This is a genomic window from Cellulomonas sp. NPDC058312 (assembly GCF_042880135.1).
Lineage (GTDB): Bacteria > Actinomycetota > Actinomycetes > Actinomycetales > Cellulomonadaceae > Cellulomonas.
This window is the reverse complement of sequence record NZ_JBHVZE010000003.1, coordinates 590,948-615,896: the sequence shown is the minus strand read 5'-3', so window position 1 is coordinate 615,896 and position 24,949 is coordinate 590,948. Positions and strand designations below refer to the sequence as shown.

At 76.5% G+C, this 24,949-nt stretch carries 21 protein-coding genes; 13 read left to right on the top strand and 8 right to left on the bottom strand.

Going from position 1 to position 24,949, the window contains the following annotated elements:
- Positions 1–17 precede the first annotated feature (17 nt).
- Genes ACFVXN_RS11790 through ACFVXN_RS11760 form a run of 7 tightly spaced genes read left to right on the top strand, consistent with a single transcriptional unit; the run spans position 18 to position 8,003 of the window.
- Entirely contained in the window at positions 18–1,883 is a 1,866-nt protein-coding gene (locus ACFVXN_RS11790) for a CRTAC1 family protein (protein WP_389232152.1), read from the top strand.
- Entirely contained in the window at positions 1,880–2,917 is a 1,038-nt protein-coding gene (locus ACFVXN_RS11785) for an enediyne biosynthesis protein UnbU (RefSeq protein WP_389232149.1), read from the top strand. The genes ACFVXN_RS11790 and ACFVXN_RS11785 overlap by 4 nt, the downstream gene beginning before the upstream one ends.
- Positions 2,914–3,930, top strand: a complete 1,017-nt coding sequence (locus ACFVXN_RS11780; RefSeq protein ID WP_389232146.1) for a DUF1702 family protein — start codon at positions 2,914–2,916, stop codon at positions 3,928–3,930. The genes ACFVXN_RS11785 and ACFVXN_RS11780 overlap by 4 nt, the downstream gene beginning before the upstream one ends.
- Positions 3,923–5,263: a cytochrome P450 gene (locus ACFVXN_RS11775; RefSeq protein WP_389232143.1), complete on the top strand. Its 1,341-nt coding sequence runs from the start codon at positions 3,923–3,925 to the stop codon at positions 5,261–5,263. Before ACFVXN_RS11780 ends, ACFVXN_RS11775 begins: the two co-directional genes overlap by 8 nt.
- A complete protein-coding gene (locus ACFVXN_RS11770) occupies positions 5,260–5,859 on the top strand; it encodes a DUF5987 family protein (RefSeq protein WP_389232139.1) in 600 nt (199 codons plus the stop codon). Before ACFVXN_RS11775 ends, ACFVXN_RS11770 begins: the two co-directional genes overlap by 4 nt.
- Complete coding sequence (locus ACFVXN_RS11765; RefSeq protein WP_389232136.1) at positions 5,856–7,478, top strand: FAD-dependent oxidoreductase; 1,623 nt, start codon at positions 5,856–5,858, stop codon at positions 7,476–7,478. The genes ACFVXN_RS11770 and ACFVXN_RS11765 overlap by 4 nt, the downstream gene beginning before the upstream one ends.
- A 9-nt stretch (positions 7,479–7,487) precedes the next feature.
- Positions 7,488–8,003, top strand: coding sequence for a DUF2505 domain-containing protein (locus ACFVXN_RS11760; RefSeq protein ID WP_389232133.1), 516 nt, complete (start codon positions 7,488–7,490; stop codon positions 8,001–8,003).
- Here ACFVXN_RS11760 and ACFVXN_RS11755 read toward each other — a convergent pair whose 3' ends face one another.
- On the bottom strand, positions 8,004–8,981 hold the full coding sequence (locus ACFVXN_RS11755; RefSeq protein ID WP_389232130.1) for a DUF1702 family protein: 978 nt from the start codon (positions 8,979–8,981) through the stop codon (positions 8,004–8,006).
- 212 nt (positions 8,982–9,193) lie between these two features.
- Here ACFVXN_RS11755 and ACFVXN_RS11750 point away from each other — a divergent pair, with 212 nt between their 5' ends.
- From ACFVXN_RS11750 to ACFVXN_RS11740, 3 genes are read left to right on the top strand one after another with little or no spacing between them, the layout of a single operon-like run.
- Positions 9,194–15,001, top strand: a complete 5,808-nt coding sequence (locus tag ACFVXN_RS11750; RefSeq protein WP_389232127.1) for an SDR family NAD(P)-dependent oxidoreductase — start codon at positions 9,194–9,196, stop codon at positions 14,999–15,001.
- Entirely contained in the window at positions 15,001–15,450 is a 450-nt protein-coding gene (locus tag ACFVXN_RS11745) for an acyl-CoA thioesterase (protein ID WP_389232124.1), read from the top strand. The genes ACFVXN_RS11750 and ACFVXN_RS11745 overlap by 1 nt, the downstream gene beginning before the upstream one ends.
- Position 15,451: 1 nt before the next feature.
- Positions 15,452–15,952, top strand: a complete 501-nt coding sequence (locus ACFVXN_RS11740; protein WP_389232121.1) for a flavin reductase family protein — start codon at positions 15,452–15,454, stop codon at positions 15,950–15,952.
- Between the two features lie 94 nt (positions 15,953–16,046).
- Here the strand turns inward: ACFVXN_RS11740 and ACFVXN_RS11735 are convergent, their stop codons facing one another.
- The 4 genes from ACFVXN_RS11735 to ACFVXN_RS11720 all read right to left on the bottom strand — a co-directional run bounded on the left by ACFVXN_RS11735 (position 16,047) and on the right by ACFVXN_RS11720 (position 18,317).
- Positions 16,047–16,373, bottom strand: coding sequence for a hypothetical protein (locus ACFVXN_RS11735; protein WP_389232118.1), 327 nt, complete (start codon positions 16,371–16,373; stop codon positions 16,047–16,049).
- Positions 16,374–16,386: 13 nt separating this feature from the next.
- On the bottom strand, positions 16,387–17,193 hold the full coding sequence (locus ACFVXN_RS11730; RefSeq protein ID WP_389232116.1) for a maleylpyruvate isomerase family mycothiol-dependent enzyme: 807 nt from the start codon (positions 17,191–17,193) through the stop codon (positions 16,387–16,389).
- A gap of 95 nt (positions 17,194–17,288) precedes the next feature.
- Positions 17,289–17,930: a 4'-phosphopantetheinyl transferase family protein gene (locus ACFVXN_RS11725; RefSeq protein ID WP_389232113.1), complete on the bottom strand. Its 642-nt coding sequence runs from the start codon at positions 17,928–17,930 to the stop codon at positions 17,289–17,291.
- A 114-nt stretch (positions 17,931–18,044) separates the two neighbouring features.
- Positions 18,045–18,317, bottom strand: a complete 273-nt coding sequence (locus ACFVXN_RS11720; RefSeq protein ID WP_389232110.1) for a DUF1905 domain-containing protein — start codon at positions 18,315–18,317, stop codon at positions 18,045–18,047.
- Positions 18,318–18,456: 139 nt separating this feature from the next.
- On the opposite strand from ACFVXN_RS11720, the gene ACFVXN_RS11715 reads away from it, so the two are divergent.
- The 3 genes from ACFVXN_RS11715 to ACFVXN_RS11705 are packed head-to-tail and all read left to right on the top strand — an operon-like array spanning position 18,457 to position 21,307.
- Positions 18,457–19,002, top strand: coding sequence for a hypothetical protein (locus tag ACFVXN_RS11715; protein ID WP_389232107.1), 546 nt, complete (start codon positions 18,457–18,459; stop codon positions 19,000–19,002).
- Positions 18,999–20,369, top strand: coding sequence for a copper resistance protein CopC (locus ACFVXN_RS11710; RefSeq protein WP_389232104.1), 1,371 nt, complete (start codon positions 18,999–19,001; stop codon positions 20,367–20,369). The genes ACFVXN_RS11715 and ACFVXN_RS11710 overlap by 4 nt, the downstream gene beginning before the upstream one ends.
- Positions 20,366–21,307, top strand: coding sequence for a hypothetical protein (locus ACFVXN_RS11705; protein ID WP_389232101.1), 942 nt, complete (start codon positions 20,366–20,368; stop codon positions 21,305–21,307). The genes ACFVXN_RS11710 and ACFVXN_RS11705 overlap by 4 nt, the downstream gene beginning before the upstream one ends.
- Before the next feature lie 42 nt (positions 21,308–21,349).
- Here the strand turns inward: ACFVXN_RS11705 and ACFVXN_RS11700 are convergent, their stop codons facing one another.
- From ACFVXN_RS11700 to ACFVXN_RS11690, 3 genes are all read right to left on the bottom strand, one after another.
- Positions 21,350–22,393 (bottom strand): NAD(P)-dependent alcohol dehydrogenase, encoded by a 1,044-nt coding sequence (locus ACFVXN_RS11700; RefSeq protein WP_389232098.1) that lies wholly within the window; start codon positions 22,391–22,393, stop codon positions 21,350–21,352.
- 91 nt (positions 22,394–22,484) lie between these two features.
- Positions 22,485–23,768 (bottom strand): glycosyltransferase family 2 protein, encoded by a 1,284-nt coding sequence (locus ACFVXN_RS11695; protein ID WP_389232095.1) that lies wholly within the window; start codon positions 23,766–23,768, stop codon positions 22,485–22,487.
- Positions 23,765–24,862: a hypothetical protein gene (locus tag ACFVXN_RS11690; RefSeq protein ID WP_389232092.1), complete on the bottom strand. Its 1,098-nt coding sequence runs from the start codon at positions 24,860–24,862 to the stop codon at positions 23,765–23,767. Before ACFVXN_RS11690 ends, ACFVXN_RS11695 begins: the two co-directional genes overlap by 4 nt.
- Between the last annotated feature and the right edge of the window lie 87 nt (positions 24,863–24,949).

The window sequence follows — 24,949 nt, the reverse complement described above, 5'->3', positions numbered from 1 at the left end:
GACCCGAAGGAGCTCACGTGCCGACCTTGAAGTCGTTCGCCGCACCCGTCGCGGCGGTGGCCCTCGCGGGCCTGGCCTGGTTGCCCTGGCAGCCCGGCCCCTCCGCGCAGGCCACCGCCGAGGTCGCCGCCGGCGTCTCGTTCACCGCCCACGACCTGCCCGACTCCGACGGGAACCAGGAGCAGCGCACCGTCGCGCCGGCCCTGGAGCACATCCGTCCGTGGATCTCGGCGGTCGGCGCGTCGGTCGGCTCGCTCGACCTGCGGGGCCTGGGCCGACCCGGGGACGCGTGCCTCACCGACCCCCGCGACGACGCCCTGCGGGTGTTCCCCGTCCCGGGCAGCGGCGGCGAGGAGTTCGAGCCGTTCGTGCTGCACCCCGACGGCCTGCGGTGGGACGACACGATGGCGCCGATCGGCTGCGTCCCGGCGGACATCGACGGCGACGGCCGCCAGGACGTGCTCGCGTACTACTGGGGCCGGTCCCCGGTGATCTTCCACAACACCGGCCAGGACGACGGCCCGCCGAGCGCCGACTGGTTCACCCCGGTCGAGCTCGTGGAGCCCGTGCAGGTGTGGAACTCCACGGCGCTGAACGTCGCCGACGTCGACGGCGACGGGCGGCTCGACATCCTGGTCGGCAACTACTTCCCCGACGGGAGCCGGGTGCTCGACCCGCAGGCCACCGACGACCAGCGCATGCGGATGCAGCACTCGATGGGCAACGCGCGCAACGCCGGCACCAACCGCCTCTACCTCGGCGCCGAGCCCGGCCCGGGCGGGGAGCTCCGGTTCGTCGACGCCTCCGAGCGCTGGCCCGAGTCCTCCGCGACGTCGTGGACGCTCGCCCTCGGCATGCAGGACCTCACCGGCGACGGCCTGCCCGAGATGTACGTCGCCAACGACTTCGGCCCCGACCAGATGCTCGTGAACACGTCCGAGCCGGGCGACGTGCGGCTCACCGAGGTCCGCGGCGACCGCGACCTGACGACCGCGCGGTCCAAGGTGATGGGCCACGACTCGTTCAAGGGGATGGGCGTCGCGTACTCCTACGCCCCCGACGCCGACCTGCCGAGCATCCACGTCAGCAACATCACGACCGAGTGGGGCCTGCAGGAGGGGAACTTCGCGTTCTACCCGACGGGCGAGGGCACGGACCTGCTGGACGGGCGGTTCCCGTTCGAGGACCGCGCCGGCGACGTGAACCTCGCGATCAGCGGCTGGTCCTGGGACATCAAGCCGATCGACGTCGACAACTCCGGCCGCGACGGCTTCGTCCAGGCGACCGGCATGATCGTCGGCGACGAGGAGCTGTGGCCCCGCCTGCAGGAGATGGCGATGGGCAACGACCAGATCCTGTCCTCCCCGACGTCCTGGATGCGGATCGGTGCGGACGGCGACATCTCCGGCGACGAGGCGAACCGCCTCTGGGTGCCGGTGGGGGACAAGTACGCGGACGTCGGCGGCGAGCTGCCGTTCGACGACCGCACCGCGACCCGCGGCTTCTCCGTCGCGGACGTCGACGGGGACGGACGGCTCGACGTCCTGGCCGCGAACCAGTGGGCGCGCTCGCAGGTGTTCCTCAACACCAGCACCTCCCGCAACCCCACCGCGACCCTGAGCGTGACCCGCGAGGGCGAGCACGGGCCGACGCCGGTGATCGGCGCGGTGGTCACCGTCGAGGGGCCGGGCTACTCGCGCACCGCGCAGCTCTACCCCGCCAACGGGCACTCGGGCGTCTCCGGGTCCCAGCTGCACTTCGCGATGCCCGAGGAGGCGCTCGCGGACGCGACGGCCACGGTCTCGTGGCGCGACGCGGACGGCCCGCACTCCACGACCTTCGCCCTCACGGGGGGCGCCCAAGAGCTGAGGACCGACTCATGACCGACACGACGTCCGCCCCCTCGACCACCTCCGTGCTCACGCGCTCCGAGCCCGCGCCCCCGCCCCCGGCGGGCACGGCGACGCCCCCACCCGCGCCGAAGCGCGACCCGCGCCGCGCCGCGCTGCTCCGGTTCGCCATCTCCATCACCGCGCTGAACGTGGTCGGGCACCTGCTGCTCGGGTTCGAGCAGGCGCCGATCGTGCCCATCGCGGCCGTTCTGGTCGCGTACGCGGTCAGCATCGGGCTCGAGTGGCTCGACGCCTGGGCACGCGGCACGACGCCGGGCTTCGCGGGCGGCCGGACCGAGATGTTCTACTTCCTGCTCCCCGCGCACATCGCCGCCCTGGCCTGCGCGATGCTGATCTACGGCCAGAACCTCGGCATCTACCTGTTCGCGGTGGTCGTCGCGGTCGGCTCCAAGTACCTGTTCCGGCTCCGCGTCCGCGGCCGGCTGCGGCACTACCTGAACCCGTCGAACTTCGGGATCGCGGTGACGCTGATCGTGCTGCCGACCGTCGGGTTCGTGCCGCCGTACATGTTCCTCAACCGCACGGACAACCCGTTCGACTGGCTGATCCCGGTGTTCGTCCTCGGCGCCGGGACGCTGCTGAACTCGAAGCTCACCAGGCGGATGCCGCTGATCGCGGCGTGGGTCGGCGGCTACGTCGCCCAGGCCGTCCTGCGGGCGGTGTTCCTCGGGGACAACGTGTGGTCCGCGCTCGGCATGATGACCGGCGTCGCGTTCGTGCTGTTCACCAACTACATGATCACCGACCCCGGCACGACGCCGATGGCCCCCCGGCGCCAGGTCGTCTTCGGGCTCACCACGGCGGCGCTGTACGGCCTGCTGGTGGTGCTCGGCGTGGCGTACGCGATCTTCTTCGCGCTGGTCCTCACCTGCGCGCTGCGCGGCGTGACGATGAAGGTCGGCGAGGTGCGCCGGGTCCGCGCGGAGCGGGCAGCGTCGGCAGCGGCACCGGCGGCGTCGGACGCGACCCCCGCGGCGCCCGTGTCGGCGGGAGCGCGGGCGTGACCGGGGCGACGGCCGAGCGCGGCCGCGCCGCGACGCCGGTGCTCGGCCGGGCGGCGGACGGGCTGCGCGCCGCGCGGTCCCGGCTGCTGACCCCGTCCCGCACCCAGGTGGAGACCGGCCGGCGCGGGTTCCACCCGTGGGCCGTCGGCCCGAGCATCGTCGAGCCGGTCGGCAACGCGTTCCTCGACGGCTTCGCGCTCGCGTGCCGGGCGCCGACGACGCGCGACCTGCTCGACGACCTCGGGCGGCTCGAGCCGCAGTGGCGCGGGTTCGCCGCCGAGGGCGCCGCGATGGCCGTGACGATCCGGTCGCGCGTGGAGCCGTGGAGCCGCGACGCGCTCGAGCGGCTGCTGCGCCTCGGCAGCGAGCACAGCTACCTCATGCACGTCGGCGTCGGCTGGGGGCTCGCCCGGCTGCCCCGGCCCCTGTGGACCGACGTCGCCGTGCTCGACCGGGCCGTCGTGCCGCTCGTGCTCGACGGCTACGCGTTCCACGAGGTGTTCTTCCGCACCGGGTCGGTGCTGGACGCCCGCGCGACCCGGTACCCGCTCGACGCGTGGCCCGGCGGCGCCGCGGAGGCCACGCAGCACCTGGCCCAGGGGATCGGCCGCGGCCTGTGGTTCGTGGCCGGCGGCGACGAGACCCGGCTCGCGGACCTCGTCGCCCGGTTCCCCGCGGCGCAGCACGCCTCCCTCTGGGCGGGCACCGGCCTGGCCACCGCGTACGCCGGCGGCCGCGACGCCGACGGCATGCGCGCGGTCCTCGCGGCGAGCGGCCCGCACCGCGCGTGGCTGCGGCAGGGCTGCGCGTTCGCCGTCGAGGCCCGGGCGCGCGCCGGCACGCTCACCCCGCACACCCGGCTCGCCGCCGAGGTGCTCTGCGACCGGCCCTGGCAGGACGTGGTCGCCGTGGTCGACGCGCACCGCCCGCGGGTCCCCGACGGCGGACCCGGCGGCTGGCACGCGTACGACGGGTGGCGCACGGCGCTCGCGGAGACGTTCGGCGATGGCTGAGACCGCGCGCACGCTCGGCCCCGGTGCCACGGCGCGGGCGCTGCTGGCGCTCACCCGGGGCGACCGCGTCGAGCACCTGACCCGGCTCGCGGCGGCCCGGCCGCACGGGTCGGTGCTGCGGCTCCCGACCGGCCGGGTCGTGGTCGCGTGCCACCCCGACGTGGTCAAGCACGTGCTCGTCGAGCACGCCGACCGGTACATCAAGGGCATGGGCCAGCTGCACGCCCGCGAGATCATCGGCGACGGGCTGCTCACCGCCGAGGGCCCCGCGTGGCAGCGGCAGCGCGCCGCCGCCCGGCCGCAGCTGCGGGCCCGGGCGGTGCAGGACCGGCTGGGCCAGGTCGTCGAGGCCGCGCACGAGGCCGCCGACCGGCTGTGCGCGGCCGACGGGCGGCGGGTGGACCTGACGGTGCACCTCGCGTCGTACACGCTGACCTGCCTGGCGCGGACGTTCGGGTTCGACCCGCCGGACGGGCGGCGGATCCACGAGGCGTTCGAGGTCGTCCAGGACGAGGCGATCTTCCGCGCCGTGACGCAGGGCGCCGTGCCGCTGCGCTGGCGACCGCGGCGCGCCGCCGCCGTCGCCGCCGCCCTGCGCACCCTGCACGCCGAGGCCCGCGGGTCCCTCGGCGGCACCCCGCGGACCGAGGCGTGGGCGGGCGACGAGGGGATGATGTCGCTGTTCCTCGCCGGGTACGAGACGACCGCCAGCACCCTGGCGTGGGCCGCGGGATTCCTCGCGCACGACGCCGCGCTCCAGGACCGGCTCGCCGACGAGGGCGCCCGGCTCGACCGGGGGCGCACCCCGACCGTTGCCGACGTGGCGTCGCTGACCTGGGCGCACGCGGTGTTCCAGGACACGCTGCGCCTGCGCCCGCCCGTGTGGCTGATCAGCAGGCGGGCCGTCGCCGCCGACGTGGTGTCGGGCGTGCGGCTGCGCCCGGGCGACGAGGTGCTGCTGCTGCCCGGCGCGACGTCCCCGGACCGGTCGTTCGAGCCCGGCCGGGCGGTCCGCGGCGAGGGGCCGCCGAGCCCGCTGGCGTTCGGCGCCGGCCCGCGGTCCTGCCCCGGCGTCGCCCTGGCCGTGATGGAGGGCGTCGTGTGGCTCGCCGTCGTCGCGAGCCGGGTGCGGCTGCACGCCGTCCCCGACCGGGCGCTGCACCCGCTCGCCCGGATGTCCCAGGCGCCGGCGGGCGGCACGGTCGTCGACGTCCGCGCCCGCACCGCCCCGGGCGGCACCGCCCCGGCCGGCACCGCCCAGGCCCGCACCGCCCAGGCCCGCACCGCCCAGGCCCGCACCGCGCACCCCCACCCCACCGGGAGCCCCGCATGAGCCCGACCGACCCGATCCTGCGCCCCCGCGTGGCGCCGCGCGGGGAGCGCCCGACGCTCACCTCCGCGCAGACGCTCGCGCTCGAGGCGTACGCCGACACCGTGGTGCCCGGTTGCCGGCGGTTCCCCGACGACGTCGCGGTCGCCGGTGTCTCCCCGACGCCCGGGGCGGTCGAGGCCGGCGCGCTGCTGGTGCTGACCGACCCGGCGACCGGCATCGAGGACGGTGTGGGGGAGATGGCCGAGCTGCTCGACGCGCGCGCCGTCGACTGGGCGCGCGAGCAGGGCGTCGACGGCGTCGGCCGGTTCGCGGACCTCGACTACCCGCACCGGCGCCGCCTGGTCGCCGCGCTGACCGGCCCGGACGAGGACGCCCACGAGCTGTGGTTCCTCCTGGCGCTGTTCGCGACGATGGCGTACGACAGCGCCCCGCACCTGGAGACCGCCGCCGCCGTGGCCGCCGGGGCGCCCGGGCTGACCGCGATGGGCTTCGCGCCCCCGGTCGGCGGTCGGTGGCGCGCCACCCAGCCCTCGTACACGGTGCCGATGGCCCGACCGCACCCCGCGACCGACCCGACCACAGGGAGCATCGAGTGAGCGACCACGAGGAGTTCGACGCCGTCGTCGTCGGGAGCGGCTTCGGCGGCTCCATCCCGGCGTACCACCTCGCCCGCGGCGGCGCCCGGGTGCTCGTCCTGGAGCGCGGCCCGCGGCTGACCGCCGACGAGTACGACCAGTCGCTGCGGTTCGGCAGCTCGTCGACCCGGATCTTCGACTTCACCGCGGGCGACGGCATGAGCGTGCTCGGGGGGAACTGCGTCGGTGGCGGCAGCGTCGTGTACTTCGCGGCGATGCCCCGGGCGCCGCGGTTCGTCTTCGACCGCACCGGCGCGGCCGGCCAGCGGCTGTGGCCCGACGAGGTGGACCGCGACGCGCTCGACCCCTGGTACGACCGGGTGTCCGCGGCGCTGCCGGTCCGCACCCACACCTGGGACGAGGTCAGCAAGCCCGGCGGGCTGTGGGCGGCGGTCTGCGACCACGGCGGCCTCACCGCGAACCCGCTGCCGTCCGCCGTCGACACCAGCCGGTGCACCAGCTGCAACTGGATGATGTCCGGCTGCGTCGAGGACGCCAAGCGCTCGCTGCTGACCAACTACATCCCCGCCGCCGAGGCCAGCGGCGCCGAGGTCCGCCCGCTGCACGAGGTGCAGACCGTGGAGCGGGAGCCCGACGGCGGCTACCTGGTGCGCTACACCCACGTCGACCCGGTGGACTACCGGGTCACCACCGGCGAGGGCGTCGTGCGCGCGCGGGTCGTCGTGCTCGCCGCGGGCGCGGGCGCCACCCCCGTGATCCTGCAGCGCTCCGAGCCGCACCTCGGCACGATGCCCGACGCGGTCGGCCGGTACTTCTCCGGCAACGGCGAGCGGATCAACGTGGCCGTGATGGACGAGGACGCGGTCCGGGACCTGCTCCCCGAGGGGGCGACCGCCGGCGACCGGCCGTACGGCGCGTTCCAGGTCGGCCGCGGCCCGGTCGTCGCGACCTGGGACCGGCTCGACGGCACGCTGCCGGAGCACGAGCGGTTCGCGATCGAGCAGCTGTACTTCCCGCCGGGTCTCGGCACGATCCTCGCCCAGGCCCGCACCGACGACGGCCTGCCCGGCTGGTTCGGCCTGGAGAAGAAGGCGCTGCTGGACGAGTGGCGCAACTGGCTGATGCTGTTCGCGCTCGTCGAGGACGACAACGAGGGCGAGTTCGGCCCGCCGCCGCCGACCGGCAACGCGGTCCGGCTGTCCCAGCAGCTCCTCGGCCGCGGCACGCTGCGCTACCGGCCGCACGACTCCACGCTCGCCGCCTGGCGCGCGGCCGACGAGACGATCCGCCGGCTGATCGAGGGGCCCGGGTTCGGCACCGTCGACCCGTGGACCAACGACCTGGTGGGCGCGTACACCGTGCACCCGCTCGGGTCCTGCCGGGTCGGCACCGACCCCGCCACGAGCGCCCTCGACCACACCCACGAGCTGCGCGGGCACGAGGGCATCTTCGTCACCGACGGGTCCGCCGTCCCGACCGCGCTGACCGTCAACCCGTCCCTGACCATCGCCGCGCTCGCCGAGCGCGCGGTCCCGTTCGTCGTGGACCGCCTCCGGCAGCGCGGCGCGTCCGTCACCTACCGGGCCGACCTGCCCGCGCAGGTCCCCGTCACCGCCTGAGGAGTCGTCGTGGAGTTCCGATTCAGCCAGCAGGTCCCGCTGCCCGCCGCCGAGGTCGTCGCGCTGATGGGCGACGAGCCGTTCCAGGCCGAGAAGGCCGCCCGGCTCGGCGCGCAGAAGTTCGAGATGAGCACCGAGACGGGCCCGGGCGGCACCAGCACCGTCCGCACGCACCGCACGCTGCCGACCGTCGGGCTGCCCGAGTTCGTCAAGGCGCTCGTCAGGCCGGTCATGGTCGTCACCGAGACCGAGCGCTGGGAGCCCGCCGAGGCCGACGGGAGCCGCCGGGGGGTGTTCGAGATCGACGTGGACGGGGCGCCCGTCCGGTTCCGGGGGGTCGTCTCCGTGCTGCCGACGGCCGGGACGGCCGGGTCGAGCCTGACGTTCGAGGGCACGCTCAGCTCGACCGTCCCCCTGTTCCGCGCCCGCGTCGAGGAGGCCTCGGCCGCGCAGATCCGGGAGACGATGGAGGTGGAGTGCGCGGTGCTGACCGAGCGCGCGGCCCGCGGGGAGAGCGCGGCGTAGCTACGCGGCGGCGACCGGGACCAGCGCGTCCCGGATCTGCCGCCGCCACGCCTCGTACGCCGGCACGCCGCCCCGGTCGGCGAGCACCGCGCACGCGTCCACCAGGTCCGCGGCCGCCGCGACCGGGAGCCCGGTCAGCGCCGCCGTCGTGGTGGCGCTGTTCGCGGGGACCGACCCGGACTCCACCCGGGCCCGGGCGGCGAGCGCGGCGCCCAGCGCGAGGTCGGGCGCGTGCGTCCCGGCCAGGTCCCGCAGGGCGTCGAGGTCGACGTCGACCGCCGGACCCGCGAACGCGGCGGCGAGCCCCACCCCGGACCACAGGTCGCCGCGTCGCGCGGGCTCGGCCCGCTCGACCGCCGCGGCGACGTGCCGCGGCCGGCCGCCCTCGATGAACCACAGCGCCCGGCCGACGCCCTGGTCGGCGGCGCGGCCGAAGTACTCCGGCGCGCCGAGGAACGGCCAGGGCCGGGGCCGGGCGCCCGCGGTGCCCCAGCGGTCGCGGCCGAAGTACGCGAGGTCGAACCCGTAGCCGTCCACGGCGAGCCAGGACAGGGCGGGGTGGTAGCCGTCCAGGTCCAGGTCGGGCAGCGCGCGCGCCCAGAGCCGGCGCGGCAGCTTCGCCAGCGCGAACCCGATCCCGATGTACGCGAGGAAGTAGTGCGGCCGCGCGGGGCCTTCCACGAGCGCGCGCGTGCGGCTGCCGCCGGCGGTCGCGTCGAGGATCGTCGTCGCCATCACCGCACCTTCGTAGCCGAAGCCCCGCAGCGGCTCGTCCAGCAGACCGACGCGCGCGGCGACCGCGTGCGGCCCGGGCTGCTCGAGCGCCGACTCGAAGCCGACGACCACCGCCTGCGGGATCCGGTCGAGCCCGGCGCGCGCGGGCAGGTCGGGCTCGTCGAACCCGAGGTGGCGCGCGGTGACGGACGTGATCGACGGCGCGACGGCGAGCCGGAGGGCGCCGGTGAGCGAGAAGGACATGTCGGTCTCCTGCGGTCGGTGGGTTCGCCGCGACCCTAGGCAGCGCGATCCGGGCCGATCCACCGTCCGGGAGGACCTGAGCACCTGGGGAGGTGTGCCCGTCGCGCCGGCAACCGGGGAGAACTGCGCGCCCCCGGGCGGCGCGATCCTGAGGCTCGACCAGCGGTGCCGGACCACCCGCGCACCTCCCCGCCGAAGATGGAGCGAGTCCAGTGACGTCCCAGCGCATCGCCATCGTGGGGGTCGGCCTCCGGTACCCGGACGCCGCGACCCCCGAGGAGCTCTGGACCAACGTCCTCGCGGGCCGGCGGGCGTTCCGGACGCTGCCGCGCGAGCGCACCGACGTCGACGACTACGGGGACCCGGACCCCGCCGCGCCGGACAAGTTCTACGGCAGCACCGCCGCGGTGCTCCGGGACTACGCGTTCGACCGGGTGGGTCGGATGATCCCGGCGCGCACGATGGCGAGCACCGACACGACGCACTGGCTGGCGCTCGACGTCGCCGCGCAGGCCCTCGCGGCGGCCGGGTTCCCCGAGGGCGAGGGGCTGCCGCACGCCCGGACCTCCGTGGTGCTCGGCAACACGCTCACCGGGGAGTTCTCCCGCGCGAACGTCATGCGGCTGCGCTGGCCGTACGTCCGGCGGACCGTGTCGGCGCAGCTGGTGGAGCGCGGCTGGTCGGTGGCCGAGGTGGACGCGTTCGTCCGCGACCTCGAGCCGACCTACAAGGCCCCGTTCCCCGCCGCGAACGAGGACATGCTTGCGGGCGGGCTCGCGAACACCATCGCCGGACGGATCTGCAACTACTTCGACCTCGGCGGCGGCGGGTACACGGTCGACGGGGCGTGCTCGTCGTCGCTGCTGTCGGTCATCAACGCGGCGGGCGCGCTGCGCACCGGCGACGCCGACGTGGTGCTCGCGGGCGGCGTGGACCTGTCGATCGACCCGTTCGAGCTGGTCGGGTTCGCGAAGACCGGCGCGCTCGCGACGGGCGAGATGGTCGTCTACGACCGCGACTCCAACGGGTTCTGGCCCGGCGAGGGCTGCGGCATGGTCGTGCTGATGCGCGAGGAGGACGCCCGCGCGCAGGGCCGGCCGGTGCTGGCCTGCATCACCGGCTGGGGCATGTCGTCCGACGGCCGCGGCGGGATCACCCGGCCCGAGGAGAGCGGCCACCGCCGCGCCCTGGCGAACGCCTACGAGCGCGCCGGCTACCACCCGTCGACGGTGTCCTACTTCGAGGGGCACGGCACCGGCACCGCCGTCGGCGACGCGACCGAGATCGCCGCGCTCGCCTCGACCCGGGACGGCGTCGACGACGCCTGGCCCGCGGCGCTGGGCTCGGTGAAGGCCAACATCGGGCACACCAAGGCGGCGGCCGGTGTCGCCGGGCTGATCAAGGCGGCGCTGTCCGTGCACCACCAGGTCGTGCCGCCCGCGACGGGCCACGTGCACCCGCACCCGCTGCTGGGGACGCGGGCCGGCGCGATCCGCGTGCCCACCGGGGCCGAGCCCTACCGCGCCGGCACCCCGGCCCGGGCGGGCGTGTCCGCGATGGGCTTCGGCGGCATCAACACCCACATCGCGCTGGAGGGCGCGGACCCCGGACCCGTGGCGCCGGCCGTCGCCCCCGAGGTGACCGCGCTCGTCGCCGGGCGCCAGGACGCCGAGCTGCTGCTGCTCGCGGCCCCGACGGCCGAGGCGCTGCTCGCGGACGTCCACGAGCTCGCCGGGACCCTGGACCGCGCGGCGCGGTGCGAGCTCACCGACCTCGCGGTGCACCTCCAGCAGTCCGGGACGCGCGGCGCGTACCGGGTGGCCGTCGTCGCCCGCGACCCCGCGCAGGCGGTCACCCGGCTGCGGCAGGCCGCCGACCACCTCGCCGCGACGCCCGAGCCCGGGCGGCTCGTGCGCGTCGCCGAGGGCACCTGGTGCGGGGCGGGCGACCGGCCGGGCCGGATCGCGTTCGCGTTCCCCGGCCAGGGCGCCGGGCTCGGGGACGCCGGCGCCGTCGTCCGGCGGTTCGCCGCCGCGGACGCGCCCGAGCCCGCCGAGCAGGCCGGGACCGCCGGGCTGCAGCCGCGCGTCGTCCGCCGCTCGCTCCAGGCGCTCGCGGCGCTGACCGCGCTCGGCGTGCACGCGGACTCCGCCGTCGGGCACAGCCTCGGGGAGATCACCGCGCTGGCCTGGGCGGGCGCGCTCACCGACGCGCAGGCCCGCGAGCTCGCCGGGGTCCGGGGTCGCGCGATGCTCGCGCACGTCCCCCGGGACGGGGCGATGGCGGTCGTCGGCGCCGACCCGGACCGCACCCGCGCGCTCGTCGCGGGCACGGGCGCCGAGGTCTCCGGCTACAACGCCCCCGCGCTGACCGTGGTCGCCGGCCCCCGGGCGAGCGTCGACGCGGTGGTCGCGGCCGGGCGCCAGGCCGGGTTGACGGTCACGCCGCTGGCCGTCGAGCACGCGTTCCACACCGCGCAGTGCGCCGCCGCGGCCCGGGTGCTGGGCGAGCACCTGGCCGGCACCCGGTTCGCGCCGCTGCGCCGCACCGTCGTGTCGCCGGCGCTGGCCGCCGAGGTCCCGGCGGACCAGGACCTCGCGGCGTTCCTCGTCGAGCAGATGACCGACCCCGTGCGGTTCGCCGAGGCGGCCGGGCTGCTCGCCGGGCACGACCTGGTGGTCGAGGTCGGCCCGGGACGGACCCTCGGCGGGCTGGTCGCGGCGAACCTGCCGACGGTCCCCGCGGTCAGCACCGACACGGACGCCGCGTCGCTGGCCCCGTTCCTCGACGCGCTCGCCGCCGCGCACGCGCTGGGCCAGGACCTCCGCACCGACACGTTGACCCGCGGCCGCGCGCACCGGCCCCTGGCCCCCGGGCAGGAGATGACGTTCCTCGCGAACCCCTGCGAGTCGGCGCCCGAGCTCGGGTTCGTCCCGACGGCGGCGCGGGTCGATGCGGCCCCCGGGGCCGGGCCGGACCCCGCGGCCGGGGACGCCGGTGCGACGACCCTCGAGGTGCTGCTCGCCGTCGTCGCCGAGAAGGTCGACCTGCCGGTGAGCGTGCTCGGCCCGGCCACCAGCCCCCTGGACGACCTGCACCTGTCGTCGATCACGGTCGGGCAGATCACGAACGACGCGCTCCGCCGGCTCGGCCGCGGACCGCTCAGCGGCGTCCCGTCGTTCGCGACGTCCACGCTCGGCGACATCGCCGAGATGATCGACGAGAGGGGCGACGGCGAGGCGCCGACCGAGAAGGTCACCGGCGCCGGGCCGTGGATCCGCGCGTTCGGGCGGGACGCCCGGGTCGAGCCGCTGCTGCCGGGCCCGGGGCCGGCGCCCGCGACTGACGCCGCGCCCGGCGCGGACGGGTCCTGGACGCTCGTCGGCGACGTCGACGCGCTCGGCACCCAGGTCCGGGACGCGCTCGCGGCGTACGCCACCGGGGCCCCCGGCGTCCTGGTCAGCACCGCCGGGCACGGACCCGACGCCGGCGCGGACGCGATCGAGGCCGCACTCGCCGCGCTGGCCGCCCGCGCGGGCACCGGACCGGTGCCCCTGGTCGTCGTCCAGCGCGGCGACCACGGGGCCGCCGCCGCGGCGCGGTCGCTGCACCTCGAGCGGGTCGCGGCGCCGGTGACCGTGCTGCACCTGCCCGCGGACGCCACCGCGCTCGACCCCGCGGTCGCCGCGTCGCTCGCCGCCGACGTCGCCCGCACCCGCGACCACGCCGAGGTGACCTACCCCGGCGACGGCACCCGCGTGCGGCACACGTGGTCCGCGCTCGACCCCGCGGGCGGCGCTGGAGCCGCGGGAGCAGCGGGGCGCCCGGCGGCGCCGTCGTACCTCGGCGACCAGGACGTGCTCCTGGTGACCGGCGGCGGCAGGGGGATCACCGCGGAGTCCGCGCTGCGGCTCGCGACGGACTCCGGGTGCGCGCTGCTGCTGCTCGGGCGCGCGGCCGCGACAGACCCCGAGGTCGCGGCGACGCTCGCCCGCGCCGAGGCGGCCGGTGTCCGGCACCGCTACGTCGCGGCGGACGTCACCGACGCGGCCGACGTCGCCCGGGCGGTCCGCGCCGGGGTGGACGCGCTCGGTCCCGTCACCGCCGTGCTGCACGGGGCGGGCACCAACCACCCCGTCCGCGCCGCGGACCTGACCCGCGACCAGCTCGACCGGACCCTCGCCCCCAAGGTGCACGGGCTGCGCCACGTGCTCGCCTGCGTCGACCCGGCCCGGCTCCGGCTGGTGGTCGCGTTCGGCAGCATCATCGGGCGTGCCGGCCTGGAGGGCGAGGTGCACTACGCCACCGCCAACGACTGGCTCACCGAGGAGGTCGTGGCGTTCGGCCGGGCCCACCCGCACGTGCGGGTGCGGGCCGTGGAGTGGTCGGTCTGGTCCGGCGCCGGGATGGGCGAGCGCCTCGGGGTGCTCGAGCAGCTCCGGGCGCGCGGCATCGAGCCGATCCCCGCGGACTGGGGCGTCGCGCTGGTGCCCGTGCTGGTGGACGACCCGGACCTGCCGGACACGGTGGTCGTGGCGGGGCGCACCGGGTCGTTCGCGACCATGCGGCACACCCCGGCCGACCTGCCGCTGCTGCGGTTCCTCGAGCAGCCGCAGATCCACTACCCCGGCGTGGAGCTGGTGGTCGACGCCGAGCTCGCCGCCGGCACCGACCTGTACCTCCAGGACCACGTGCTCGACGGCGAGATGATCTTCCCCGCGGTGATGGGGATGGAGGCGATGGCCCAGGCCGCGGTCGCGCTGCGTCCGGCGCTGCGCGACGGGCTGGCCCTGACCGGGCTCCGGTTCGAGCGCCCCGTGGTCGTCCCCGCCGGTGGCACCGAGACCGTCCGGGTCGCGGCGCTCGTCGAGGGGGACGCGGTGCGGGTCGTCATCCGCACGTCCTCGACCGCGTTCGCCGTGGACCACTTCAGCGCCGTGGTCACCCCCGTGCCTGCGGCGCCCGACGCGGGCGACGACGACGGCCGGGACGCCGGGGCGCTGCCGCGGGTCGAGGTCGACCCCGACCGCGACCTCTACGGCTCGCTGATGTTCCAGGGCGCGCGGTTCCAGGCGGTGCGTGGCTACCGCGTCGCCCTCGCGCGCACCGCCGTCGCCGACCTCGACACCGCGGCCCGCGAGGAGTGGTTCTCGCCGGTGCACCCCCGCGAGCTGCTGCTGGCCGCGCCCGGGGCCCGCGACGCGATGATGCACGCGATCCAGGCGTGCGTCCCCGACGCGGTGCTGCTGCCCGAGGGGGTGGACCTGCTGGTCCCCGCGATGGCCGGCTACCCCGGGGCGTCGGTCGTCATGGAGGCGCACGAGGACACCCACGACGGGGACGCCTACACGTACCGGCTCGCGTGCCACGACGAGCACGGCCTCGTCGAGCGGTGGGTCGGCCTGCGGCTGCGCGCCGTCCTGCGGCACGCGCCGCGCACCCTGCGGTGGAGCCCCGTGATGACCGGCCCGTACCTGCAGCGGCAGTCCGAGGCGTTGTTCGGCCGGGGGGTCGAGGTCGCCGTCGAGCCGCACGCGCTCGCCGCGACCGGCCGGGGCGACCACCGCGCGGCCACCGACCGGGCCATCACCCGGCTGCGCCCGCGGCTCGCGCTCAGCCGGCGCGGGGACGGCCGCCTGCTCCTCGACCCGCAGACCCACGCGTGCTCGTCCCACCACCAGGACTTCACGATGGCCGTCGTCGGCCCGCGGGACGTCGCCTGCGACACCGAGGCCGTGGTCGAGCGCGCCGAGGCCACGTGGGCGGACCTGCTCGGGGACGGCTGGGCGCTCGCCCGCGAGATCGCCGCCGCGACCGGCGGGGACCTGCACGAGGCGGCGACCCGCGTCTGGGGCGCGATGGAGTGCGTCCGCAAGGTCGGCCACACCTCGGTCGGACTCGCACTGACCACCGTCACCGACGACAGCGTGGTGATCGCCGCGGGCCCGTACCGCGTCATCACCTGGGTGCTGCCCGTCGGCGGGACGGGCACGATGTTCGCACTGCTGGGAGGCAGCTGATGTCGCAGGACTACTACGAGATCCGCCACGTCGTCGGGTTCGAGGAGACCAACCTCGTCGGCAACGTCTACTACGTGAACTACCTGCGCTGGCAGGGCCGGTGCCGCGAGCTGTTCCTCAAGGACAAGGCCCCGACGGTCCTGCGGGAGGTCCAGGACGACCTGAAGCTGTTCACCCTCAAGGTCGAGTGCGAGTTCTTCACCGAGCTCGCCGCGTTCGACGAGGTGGCGATCCGGATGAGCCTGGTCGACCTCGGGCCGAGCCGGCTGGAGTTCAGCTTCGACTACGTGCTGCTCGCCGACGGCACGGAGACCCTCGTCGGGCGGGGACGGCAGAAGATCGCGTGCATGCGCGGGCCCAACCAGAACACCGTCCCGACCCGGGTGCCCGAGGACCTGGTCGCCGCGCTCGAGCCGTACCGCGGCGAGCCGGTGCGGCAGGCGGTGTGACGTGCAGGTGACCCCGACCCGGCTGCGGAGCGTGATGTCCCGGTTCGCGACCGGGGTGACCGTGTTCACGACCGCCGGCGAGCACGCCCACGCGATGACCGCGAACGCGTTCACGTCCGTGTCCTGCGACCCCCCGCTGGTGCTCGGCTGCGTCGCGCAGTCCGCGCGGATGCACGAGCTCCTGGCCCCGGGCGCGTGCCTCGGGGTGTCGATCCTGTCCGTCGACCAGGAGCCGATCGCCCGGCACTTCGCGGACCGGCGCCGGCCCCTCGGCTGGCGCCAGTTCCACGACCTGTCCTGGTGGTGCGGCCAGCGCACCGGCGTCCCGCTGCTCGCGGGCGCCGCGGCGTGGCTCGAGTGCCGGGTCGAGGCCGTCCACCCGGGCGGCGACCACGGCATCGTCGTCGCGCAGGTCCTCGCCTGCGGCGAGGGCGCCCCGGGCGCCCTGACGTTCGTCGACGGCACCTTCCGCCCCCTGCTCGCCCCCACCCCGACGCGCTGAGGTCGAGGGTTCGGAGCGGAACGGGCTCCGGAAACCCTCGACCTCGCGTGAAACCCTCGACCTCAGTGCCCGCGACGGGGGGGGGAGGAGGGGGTCAGGGGAGCGTGAGCGTGCCGGCGACTAGCGTGACGCCGTGCGGGGAAGGAGCCCCGACCAGGGCGTCGCGCAGGTGCGCCTGGAACGCCGCGAACTCCGGCAGGTCGCGGAGCACCGGTTCCACCACCGGGTCGAGGACGTGCGCGAACGTCCCGGTCCCGGTGACGTGCGCCGACAGGTAGCGGCCGGCGTGGCCGCGGGCGCCGATCGCCGCGACGACGTCCCGGACCACGGCCTTGGTCGCCTCGACCGCGTCGTCACGGACCTGGTACGTCATCACCTTCAGCGCCGGCGCCTCGTCGGTGCCGGGGGTCGCGTGGCTCATCGTGGCGCCCCGCTCAGACGGCGTCGACGCGCGGCTTGAGCGGCTGCCGGCCGGTGCCCGCGGGGCCCCGGTAGGCCTGCGCGACCTCGAGGTACGACCACGCCTCGGGACCGATGGCGTGCAGCACCAGGTCGTCCGGGTGCCGGCGCCGGGACGCCAGCAGGGCCAGGTCGACGGCCTCGCCGCACACGATGTTGGTCGCGCCGAAGTCCCCGGCCTCGACGGTGCCCCCCGACGGCAGGCTGACCGCGAACCGGAAGCTGCCGCGCGGCTCCTCGAGCCCGCGCGCCTGGTACCCGAACGCGAGCGTCCGGTGGATGAACGGCACCAGGTGCCGGACCCGGTCGGTCCGGACGACCTCGCGGCCCATGGCGTCGGCGACGTCCTGGCCGTGCGCGAACAGCTCCAGCATCCCGGCGGCCGTGAGCACGGAGACGGGCAGCGGGTTCACCAGCCACGGCACGACGTCGTCGGGGGACCGGGACCCGAGCGCGCGCCCGGCCTGGTCGACGGCGGCGTCGAACCGGGCGAGCACCTCGTCGGGCGACCCGGTGTTGAACATCCCGAGCGCGTGGTTCACGGCGGCGTCGAAGCCGACCTCGGCCGCGGGGGCGGTCATCGCGGCGAACCGGTCGGCGTCGGAGGCGGCGGTCGCGGCGAGCGTGAACACGAACGCGAGGTGGGCGACCTGGTCGCGGACCCGCCAGGGCTCGGCGGGCGTCACCTGCTCCCACGCGGACGCGTCGAGCGACGCCACCAGCTCGCGGAAGGCGGCGGCCTCGAGGAGGAAGTCGTCGAGGACCTCGGGGTTCGCGGTCATGGCCATACCTCGCTTCGATGAGACGACGTGACCTGGTCAGTGAACCCGCGGGCCCGGGGCCGGACACCTCCCGGTGTGCGCCCTTGGCGACCGGGTCAGCGCGCGTCCGGCCGCACCCCGTGCCGGTGCAGCGGGCGGGCGCCGTCGGCGACGGTGACGGACCCGGACGCGCCGCCGTGCAGCGCGACCGCGGCGAGGTGGTCGGTGTCGCCCGGCAGGTCGAGGTCCCGCAGCGCGAGCCGGGCGGGGTCCGGCAGCCGGCCCCCGGTCCGCACCACCGCGGCCGGGGCGTCGGCCCGGGCGAGCAGCAGGTCGTCCCGCGGCGCGAGCAGCCCGGTGCCCACGGCCTTGAGCACCGCCTCCCGGCGCACCCAGGACCGGGTCAGCGACCGGGCGTCCCAGCCGGCCGGCGGGCGCTCGCCGGCGGGGACGGCGTCGTGCAGGTCGTCGAGCAGGGCGCCGACCGCGGCCACCGCCTCGACGTCCACGCCCACCTCGGTGTCGCCCGCCCCGTCGTCGCCCGCCCCGGGGTCGTCAGCGGTGACGACCGCGAGCAGCACCCACGCGCCGGCGTGCGCGACCGAGAACGACGGCCCCCCGGCGGCCCGGGGCCGCCCCGGCGCGGCCTCGCCGGGGCCGTCGACCCGCAGCCCCACCGCGCGGGCGGGCACGCCCAGCGCGTCGCCGAGCACCGACCGGGCGAGCGCGCGCCCGGTGACGAACCGGTCCCGGTCCACGGCCCGGTGGAACCGGTCGGCCCGGCCGACCTCGGCGGGCGTGAGGAGCGCGACGCCCCCGCTGCCGACCGGCAGCGGGGGCGTGCACCAGACGACGACGTCCGTCCTCGCCCCTCAGCGCTTGGTGATGGTGACCGTGACCGGGTCGCCGAGGTCCTTGCCGAGCGCCTTGCGCACCTTGGCGTTCAGCGACACCATGTGCCCGCCCGTGCCGGTGACCATCGCCCCGACGTTCTCGAGCGTGACGTCGTCGACCTTCGCGTCGACCTTGACGGTCTTGCCGGTGCCGAAGAACTCGGCGGACCCCGGGATCTCCACGCAGGTCCACATGTCGCCCTTGACCTCGACGCCGATCGTCGTCTCGAAGCTGATCTGCTCAGTGCTCATGCCGTCCAACGTACCGGCGACCCCCCGCTCAGGGGTGGGGGAACGGGGTGCCGGCGCAAGTCAGGAGATCGCGCCGCGTCCCCGCCTCGCCACGCTGGTCGTGGGCCGGGCGTCCCGGTCCAGACGCGGAGGAGCGACGATGACGCAGACGACCGCCGGCCCGGCCGCCGTGCCCGGGCTGCCGAGCGCGGGCCCGCTGATGCGGGCGCTGCGGCGGCACCACACGTCCTGCCTGACCGTGTTCGCGGTGATCGTCGTCGCGCACTGGGCCGAGCACCTGGTGCAGGCGTTCCAGATCTACGCGCTCGGCTGGCCGACCAGCGAGGCGCTGGGCGTCGTCGGCCTGTGGTTCCCGTGGCTGATCCGCGCCGAGGTGCTGCACTACGCCTACGCGATCGTCATGCTCGTGATGCTGTGGCTGCTGCGCGACGGGTTCACCGGCGCGGCGCGCCAGTGGTGGATGCTCGCGTTCGGCCTGCAGTTCTGGCACCACATCGAGCACCTGCTGCTGCTGCTCCAGGCGACCTTCGGGTTCACGCTCGGCGGCGGCCCGGTGCCGATGAGCCTGCTGCAGTTCTTCGTGCCCCGGGTCGAGCTGCACCTGTTCTACAACACGATCGTGACGGCGCCGATGATCGTGGCGATGGTGCTGCACCTGCGCGCGCGGTCCCGGGCGGGCCGGTGACCGCGGCCGGCGCCGTCGTGCGCCGCCTGCTCGCCGTCGTCCTCGCGCTCGTGGCGCTGACGCTCGGCGGCGCCGGTGCCGCGAGCGCGCACACGACGATCGACCTGGTCGACCCGACCGACGGCTCCCGGCTCACGTCCGCACCGGAGCAGCTCCAGGTGCGGTTCGGGGAGTCGCTGCCGCTGCGCGACACCAGCGTGCGGCTGGCGCTGTCGTCGGGCCGGACGCTCGCGGAGGGGCCGCTGACCTCCGACTCCACCGAGCCGGCGAGCGACGAGGGCACGTTCACGCTCCCCGAGGACCTCGCCACCGGCAGCTACATCGTCACGGTCACGGCGCGCGGGTCGGACGGGCACACCCTGTCGGAGGCGTTCGCGTTCACCGTCGGGGACGCCCCGCTGGTCCGCGCGGAGGGGGCGACGTCCCCGACCGACTCCCCGGGGCTGATCGCCCTCGCAGGTCTGGCGGGGTTCGTCACCGCGGCGGGGCTGGCCGCACTCGGGTTCGGGTACGTCGCGTCGTGGTGCTGGCCCGAGGTGCTGCGCCGCCCGCTGGCGCGGCGGATCGCCGCCGCCGGCACCGGCCTGGTCGCGCTGGGGTCGCTCGCGGACCTGGCGGCGCTGTGCTGGGCGCAGGGCGTCGGGCCGGTCGGGGTGCTCGGCTCGCAGGCGGGCCGGCTCCTGCTGCTCCGGGTCGTCGGGCTGGCGCTCGTGGTCCTCGCGGGCCGGGCGTTCGCCCGGGTCGCCACGACCACCGGCACGGCGCGTGGCACCCGGCAGAACCTGCTGCTGATGGCCGCGGTGCCGCTGCTGCTCGGGGTGGTCGGGTCGTCGCACGCGGCGGGCGACGCCTGGAGCCTGGTGACGCTGCTCGCGGGCTGCGTGCACGCGGCGAGCATGGCGCTGTGGCTCGGCGGGCTGGCGTGGCTGTGGCTGTCCTCCCGGGACGACACCACCCCGACCGTCGCCGCCGCCCGGTTCTCGCGGACCGCGACGGCGTGCGCCGCGACGGCCGTCGCCACCGGGGTGTTCCTCGCCTACCGGCTGACCCAGGGCGGGTCGTGGTCGGTGCTGGCGTCGGGCTACGGGGTGCTGCTCGCGGTGAAGGTCGCGCTGGTCGCGGGGCTGCTGCTGCTGGCGCGCCGGACCCACGGCGCGCTGCTGGCGGTGGACCGCGCGGAGTCCGCCGGCGACGGGACCGGGGCGCCACCGCCCGGCACCGGGTCGGGACCGGGGCCGGTGGCCGTGCTCGCGCCGGCGACGGCCGCCCGGCTCCGCCTGACCGCGGCGCTGCGCGCGGAGTCCGTCGCGGGGATCGCGGTGCTCGCCGCCGCGGGCCTCCTCACCTCGATCGGACCGGGCGCGTGACCGCCCCGACGCCCCGGCCGGCGCCCGTCGGCGCGCCCGTCGCGACGCCCGGGACCACGACCGCGGGTGGACCCGAGCCGCGTGCCGGGACGGTCGTGGGCGTGCTCGTCGCCGTCGCGGCCGGCGTCCTGGTCGCGGTGCTCTGGTCCTACGAGTTCGTGGACGACGTCGTCGGCGGCTCGATCACCCGGCTGGTGCTCGGCGCGGACCGGGCGGTCGACCCCGGGCTGGTCGGCGCGCTGGTGTTCGCCGTCGCCGCCGGCCTGGCGGGCACGTTCACCGCCTGCAACATCGCCTGCTTCGCGTCGATCGGGCCGCTCGCCGCGCGGTCGGGGTCCACGGGGGCGTCCCGGGGCGCGCTCGTCCGGCACGCCGCGGGGCAGCTCGGCTGGCTGGCCCTGGGCATGAGCGCCGTCGCCGCGGTGTACGGCGCGGTCGTGATCGCCGCCGGTGACCGCGCGCCGATGCTCAGCGACGCCACCGTCGCGGGGCTGCCCGCGCGCCTCGCCCAGGCCTCGGCGATCAACGTGCTGTTCGGGGTGGGCCTGGCGGTGGTCGCGTCCCGCTACCTCGCGGGTCGCCCGTCGCGCAGCCGGCTCGGGGTGCTGGGGCTCGGGGCGCTGCTCGGCCTGCTGGTGGTCGGCCGGCCGTTCCCGATGTTCCGGGAGGTGCTGGACCACGTCGTCGCCGCGGGCCCGCTCGCCGGCACCGGCATGCTCGTCCTCGTGGTGCTCGGCAACCTCGCGGTGGTCGCCGTGGTCTACCTCGCGTTCGTCGCCGTGGCCGGTCCGGCGCTCCAGCGGTTCGTGCTGCGCCACCAGCGCGGCGTGCTGCGGGTCAGCGGGCTGCTGCTGCTCGCGCTGGCGGCGTTCTCGGTCGCGTACTGGGGGCTGCGCATCCCCGCGATGTTCGGCCTCGGGTGGTTCCCGTCGGTCTGACGGCCGGGTCGCGGGGGTGCGCAGCCGCACCTCAGCCGCGGATCACGCCAGCGTGGCGGTGTCGATCACGAACCGGTAGCGGACGTCGGAGCGCAGCACGCGCTCGTAGGCGTCGTTGACCTGGTCGGCCGCGATGACCTCGACCTCGGGGGCGATGCCGTGCTCGGCGCAGAAGTCGAGCATCTCCTGGGTCTCGGCGATCGACCCGATGCTCGACCCGGCGAACGAGCGCCGGTTGCCGAACAGGGTGAACACCTGCACGGGCAGCGGCTCCGGCGGGGCGCCGACGGACACCAGCGTGCCGTCGAGGCGGAGCAGCCGCAGGTAGGCGCCCAGGTCGATCGGCGCGCTCACCGTGTTGACGATGAGGTCGAACGTGTTCGCCAGCGTCTCGAACGTCGAGGCGTCGCTGGTGGCGTGGTAGTGCTGCGCGCCGAACCGCAGGCCGTCCTCCTGCTTGGACAGCGTCTGGGACAGCACGGTCACCTCGGCGCCCTGGGCGGCGGCGATCTTGACGGCCATGTGGCCGAGCCCGCCCATGCCGACGACGGCGACCTTCTTGCCCGGGCCGGCGTGCCAGTGCGCGAGGGGGGAGTAGGTGGTGATGCCGGCGCACAGCAGCGGGGCCGCGGCCTCGTACGGGATCGCCTCGGGCACGCGCAGGACGAAGTCCTGGTCGACCACGACGTGGGTCGAGTAGCCGCCCTGGGTGATCGTGCCGTCCCGGTCGACCGAGGCGTACGTCTGGGTGTTGCCGCGCAGGCAGTAGTTCTCCATGCCGGCGAGGCAGTTCTCGCACTCGCGGCACGAGTTCACCATGCAGCCCACGCCGACGCGGTCGCCGACCCGGTGCTTCGTGACGTCCGCGCCGACCTCGACGACCTCGCCGACGATCTCGTGGCCGACGACCTGCGGGTACGTGATGGGACCCCAGTCGCCGCGGACGGTGTGGATGTCGGAGTGGCAGACGCCCGCGTAGCGGATGGCGATCAGCACGTCCGCGGGGCCGACGTCGCGGCGCTCGATGGTGGTGGGGACGAGCGGCTCGGTGGCCGAGGGGGCCGCGTAGGCGTTGACAGTGAGCACAGTTCTCCAGTCGGTGTGGTGCGAGGGGGTGGCCTCCAGCAGAGCACGCCGGGCCACCACGCAGACAGACCCTGCCAGTACACCCCTCGTCTCACCACCCGCCGAGGTAGGCCTCCAGGTCGGGCTCGTCCGGCAGGGCCACCACGTCCGACGTCGTCACCGCGACGGCCGGGAACAGCGCGTCGTCCCCCCACCTGCGGCACCGCGCCCGCGCGCGCCGGGACACGACCCGCAACAGCAGCCCCCCGGCCGGGTCGCGGAGCGCGACCTCGCGCAGCCCCTCGGCCGTGACGCGCGCCACGGCGTCGGCCACCGCGGCGCCGCGGGCCAGCACCGGCTGCTCCAGGACGACCTCGACGCGCACCCGGTCGAACCGCGGGTCCGCGGGGTCGGGCCCGTCCGGGTCGACCGCGACCGCGCCGGGCACCGCAGCGCACACCGAGTCGAGGCCCACGAACCGCTGCGCGGCGCTCGCGGGCGGTCCCGGCGCGCGCACGACCACGTCGACCCGCGCCGGCGCCAGCCCGCGCGGCCGGGAGCCCGGGACCGGCACCAGGTCGGCGAGCCGCAGCGTCTCGGCGTTCTTCGCCGCGCGCGAGGCCGTGTCCCCCCGCCCCGACCAGTCGGGCCCGTCGTGCCAGGCCACCGCGGCCGGGACGTGCGCGAGCACGGCGCCGGCGAGCCACGCCCGGTACGCCCACTCCCAGTCCTCGCCGCCGTAGGACGTGAACCCCTCGTCGAACCCACCGGTCTCCGCGAAGAACGCCCGGGTGCACGCGATCGTCGCGCCGATCACGTACCGGTAGGAGCGGTCGTCGGCGTCCAGCAGGTCCCGGCTGCGGCGGTACGCGTCCACCAGCCACGCGGGCTCGGGCAGCGCGTGCGCGGGGCCGAGCCGCTCCACCGGGTCGTCGACGGGGGTGCCCGCGAGGTCGGCGTGCCGGCGGCGGCCCACCGTCACGGCGTCGGCGGTGAGCGCCGGGAGCCGGGTGAGCTCGCGCAGGTACGCCGGCTCGGGGGTGGTGTCGGCGTCGAGGAAGACGAGGACGTCGCCGCGGGCGTGCGCCGCCCCGCGGTTCCGTGCGGCGGCGAGCCGGAAGCCGCGGTCCGCCTGCCGGACCAGCCGGACGCCGTCGGGCACCCGCGGGGGCCGCGGCGAGCCGTCGTCGACGACGACCACCTCGGTGCGGTCGGCCGGGTGGTCCTGCCGGGCCAGGGCGTGCAGGGTGCGGTCCAGCTCCGCCTGCTGGTCGTAGTGCGCGACGACCACCGTGACGCGGGGCGGGGAGTCCGGGACGACGCCGTCGAGCAGGTCCCAGCGGTTCCCCGGCAGGGCCACCCCGGCGGGAGCGGTCCGGCCCCCGGGGCCGCTCACGCGCCGGCCCACCAGGTCCGGTACGCCGCGGCGACGTCGGCGAGCGTCGGCGCGAGGTCCGTGCCGGGAGGCAGGGCCGTGGACGCCGGGTCCCGCCAGGCGTGCACCAGCGCCTCCGGCAGCAGCCCGGGCGCGTAGGGGGTGAGGGTGCCGGGCCGCAGCGCCGCCATCTCGCGGGCGTACCGGGAGCTCACGACCAGGGGCCGGCGGCCCTGCTCGCCCCAGTCCAGCAGCGTGCGGGACGCGGACAGGTGCTGGTGCGCGGCGACGGGGATCCCCGGGCCGCGCAGCGCGGCGCGGAACGCCTCGTCGTCGAGGCTGCCCGTGACCCGCAGGTCGACGCCCCGGCGGTCCGCCTCCGCCCGCAGCGCGTCGACGTCATGCTCGTGCCCCGCGGACGGGCCGCCGACCGCGACCACCGCCACCTCGGCGAGCGCGTGCCCGGCGGCGCGCAGGCGGTCCGCGGCCACCGCGACCGCCCGCACCACGTCGTCGTGCCCCTTGCCGGGGTAGACGTAGCCGGCCACGAGCGCCACCAGCGCGGCCGGGTGCGCGTCCCCGAGGGCCGCCGAGGCCGAGGCCGGTGCCGTGGCCGACGCCGGGGACGCGCCGAGCGGGATCACCGCCACCGCCCGGTCGGCCGGCACCACGTCGTGCTCGACCAGCAGCAGCGCCTCGTGCCGGCTGTTCACCACGACGCCCGCCGCCGCAGCCGCGACCCGGGCGTAGCCGGACACCCGCCGCGGCAGGTTCACCACCCCGTCGGAGGGCTGCGGGACGTCGTGCAGCGTGACGGTCAGGCGTGTGACGTCCGCGACCCGCTCGACCAGCGCCGCCGCCTCCTCGGGCCCACGACCCAGCAGCCGGTCGGTCACGTGCAGGTGCACCCGCGGGTACCCCGCCGCGACGCCGACCAGCTCGGCCGGGTCGCTGACCTGCACGACCGTGGCGTCGGGGTCGAGCAGCCGGACCTGGTCGGCCACGTCGCGGGCGTAGCGGACGACGCCGTGGCGCGCCGGACCGGTCAGCAGGAGGGCGGGCGGGTCGGCGGGGGACACGGCGGTCATCGTCGTGGAGTCGCGGGAGGTCGGCAACAGCGCCACACTGCGCCTACCCCCTCGTCGCGGTGCTGCTGGAGCCCAGCGGCCGGCACCGGTCGGCGCGCGGGCCGACGAAGGACG

Coding starts and splice junctions, on each gene's coding strand:
- ACFVXN_RS11785 (WP_389232149.1), top strand. CDS start 1,880: ATGACCGACACGACGTCCGCCCCCTCGACCACCTCCGTGCTCACGCGC.
- ACFVXN_RS11775 (WP_389232143.1), top strand. CDS start 3,923: ATGGCTGAGACCGCGCGCACGCTCGGCCCCGGTGCCACGGCGCGGGCG.
- ACFVXN_RS11770 (WP_389232139.1), top strand. CDS start 5,260: ATGAGCCCGACCGACCCGATCCTGCGCCCCCGCGTGGCGCCGCGCGGG.
- ACFVXN_RS11755 (WP_389232130.1), bottom strand. CDS start 8,981: ATGTCCTTCTCGCTCACCGGCGCCCTCCGGCTCGCCGTCGCGCCGTCG.
- ACFVXN_RS11745 (WP_389232124.1), top strand. CDS start 15,001: ATGTCGCAGGACTACTACGAGATCCGCCACGTCGTCGGGTTCGAGGAG.
- ACFVXN_RS11735 (WP_389232118.1), bottom strand. CDS start 16,373: ATGAGCCACGCGACCCCCGGCACCGACGAGGCGCCGGCGCTGAAGGTG.
- ACFVXN_RS11730 (WP_389232116.1), bottom strand. CDS start 17,193: ATGACCGCGAACCCCGAGGTCCTCGACGACTTCCTCCTCGAGGCCGCC.
- ACFVXN_RS11720 (WP_389232110.1), bottom strand. CDS start 18,317: ATGAGCACTGAGCAGATCAGCTTCGAGACGACGATCGGCGTCGAGGTC.
- ACFVXN_RS11715 (WP_389232107.1), top strand. CDS start 18,457: ATGACGCAGACGACCGCCGGCCCGGCCGCCGTGCCCGGGCTGCCGAGC.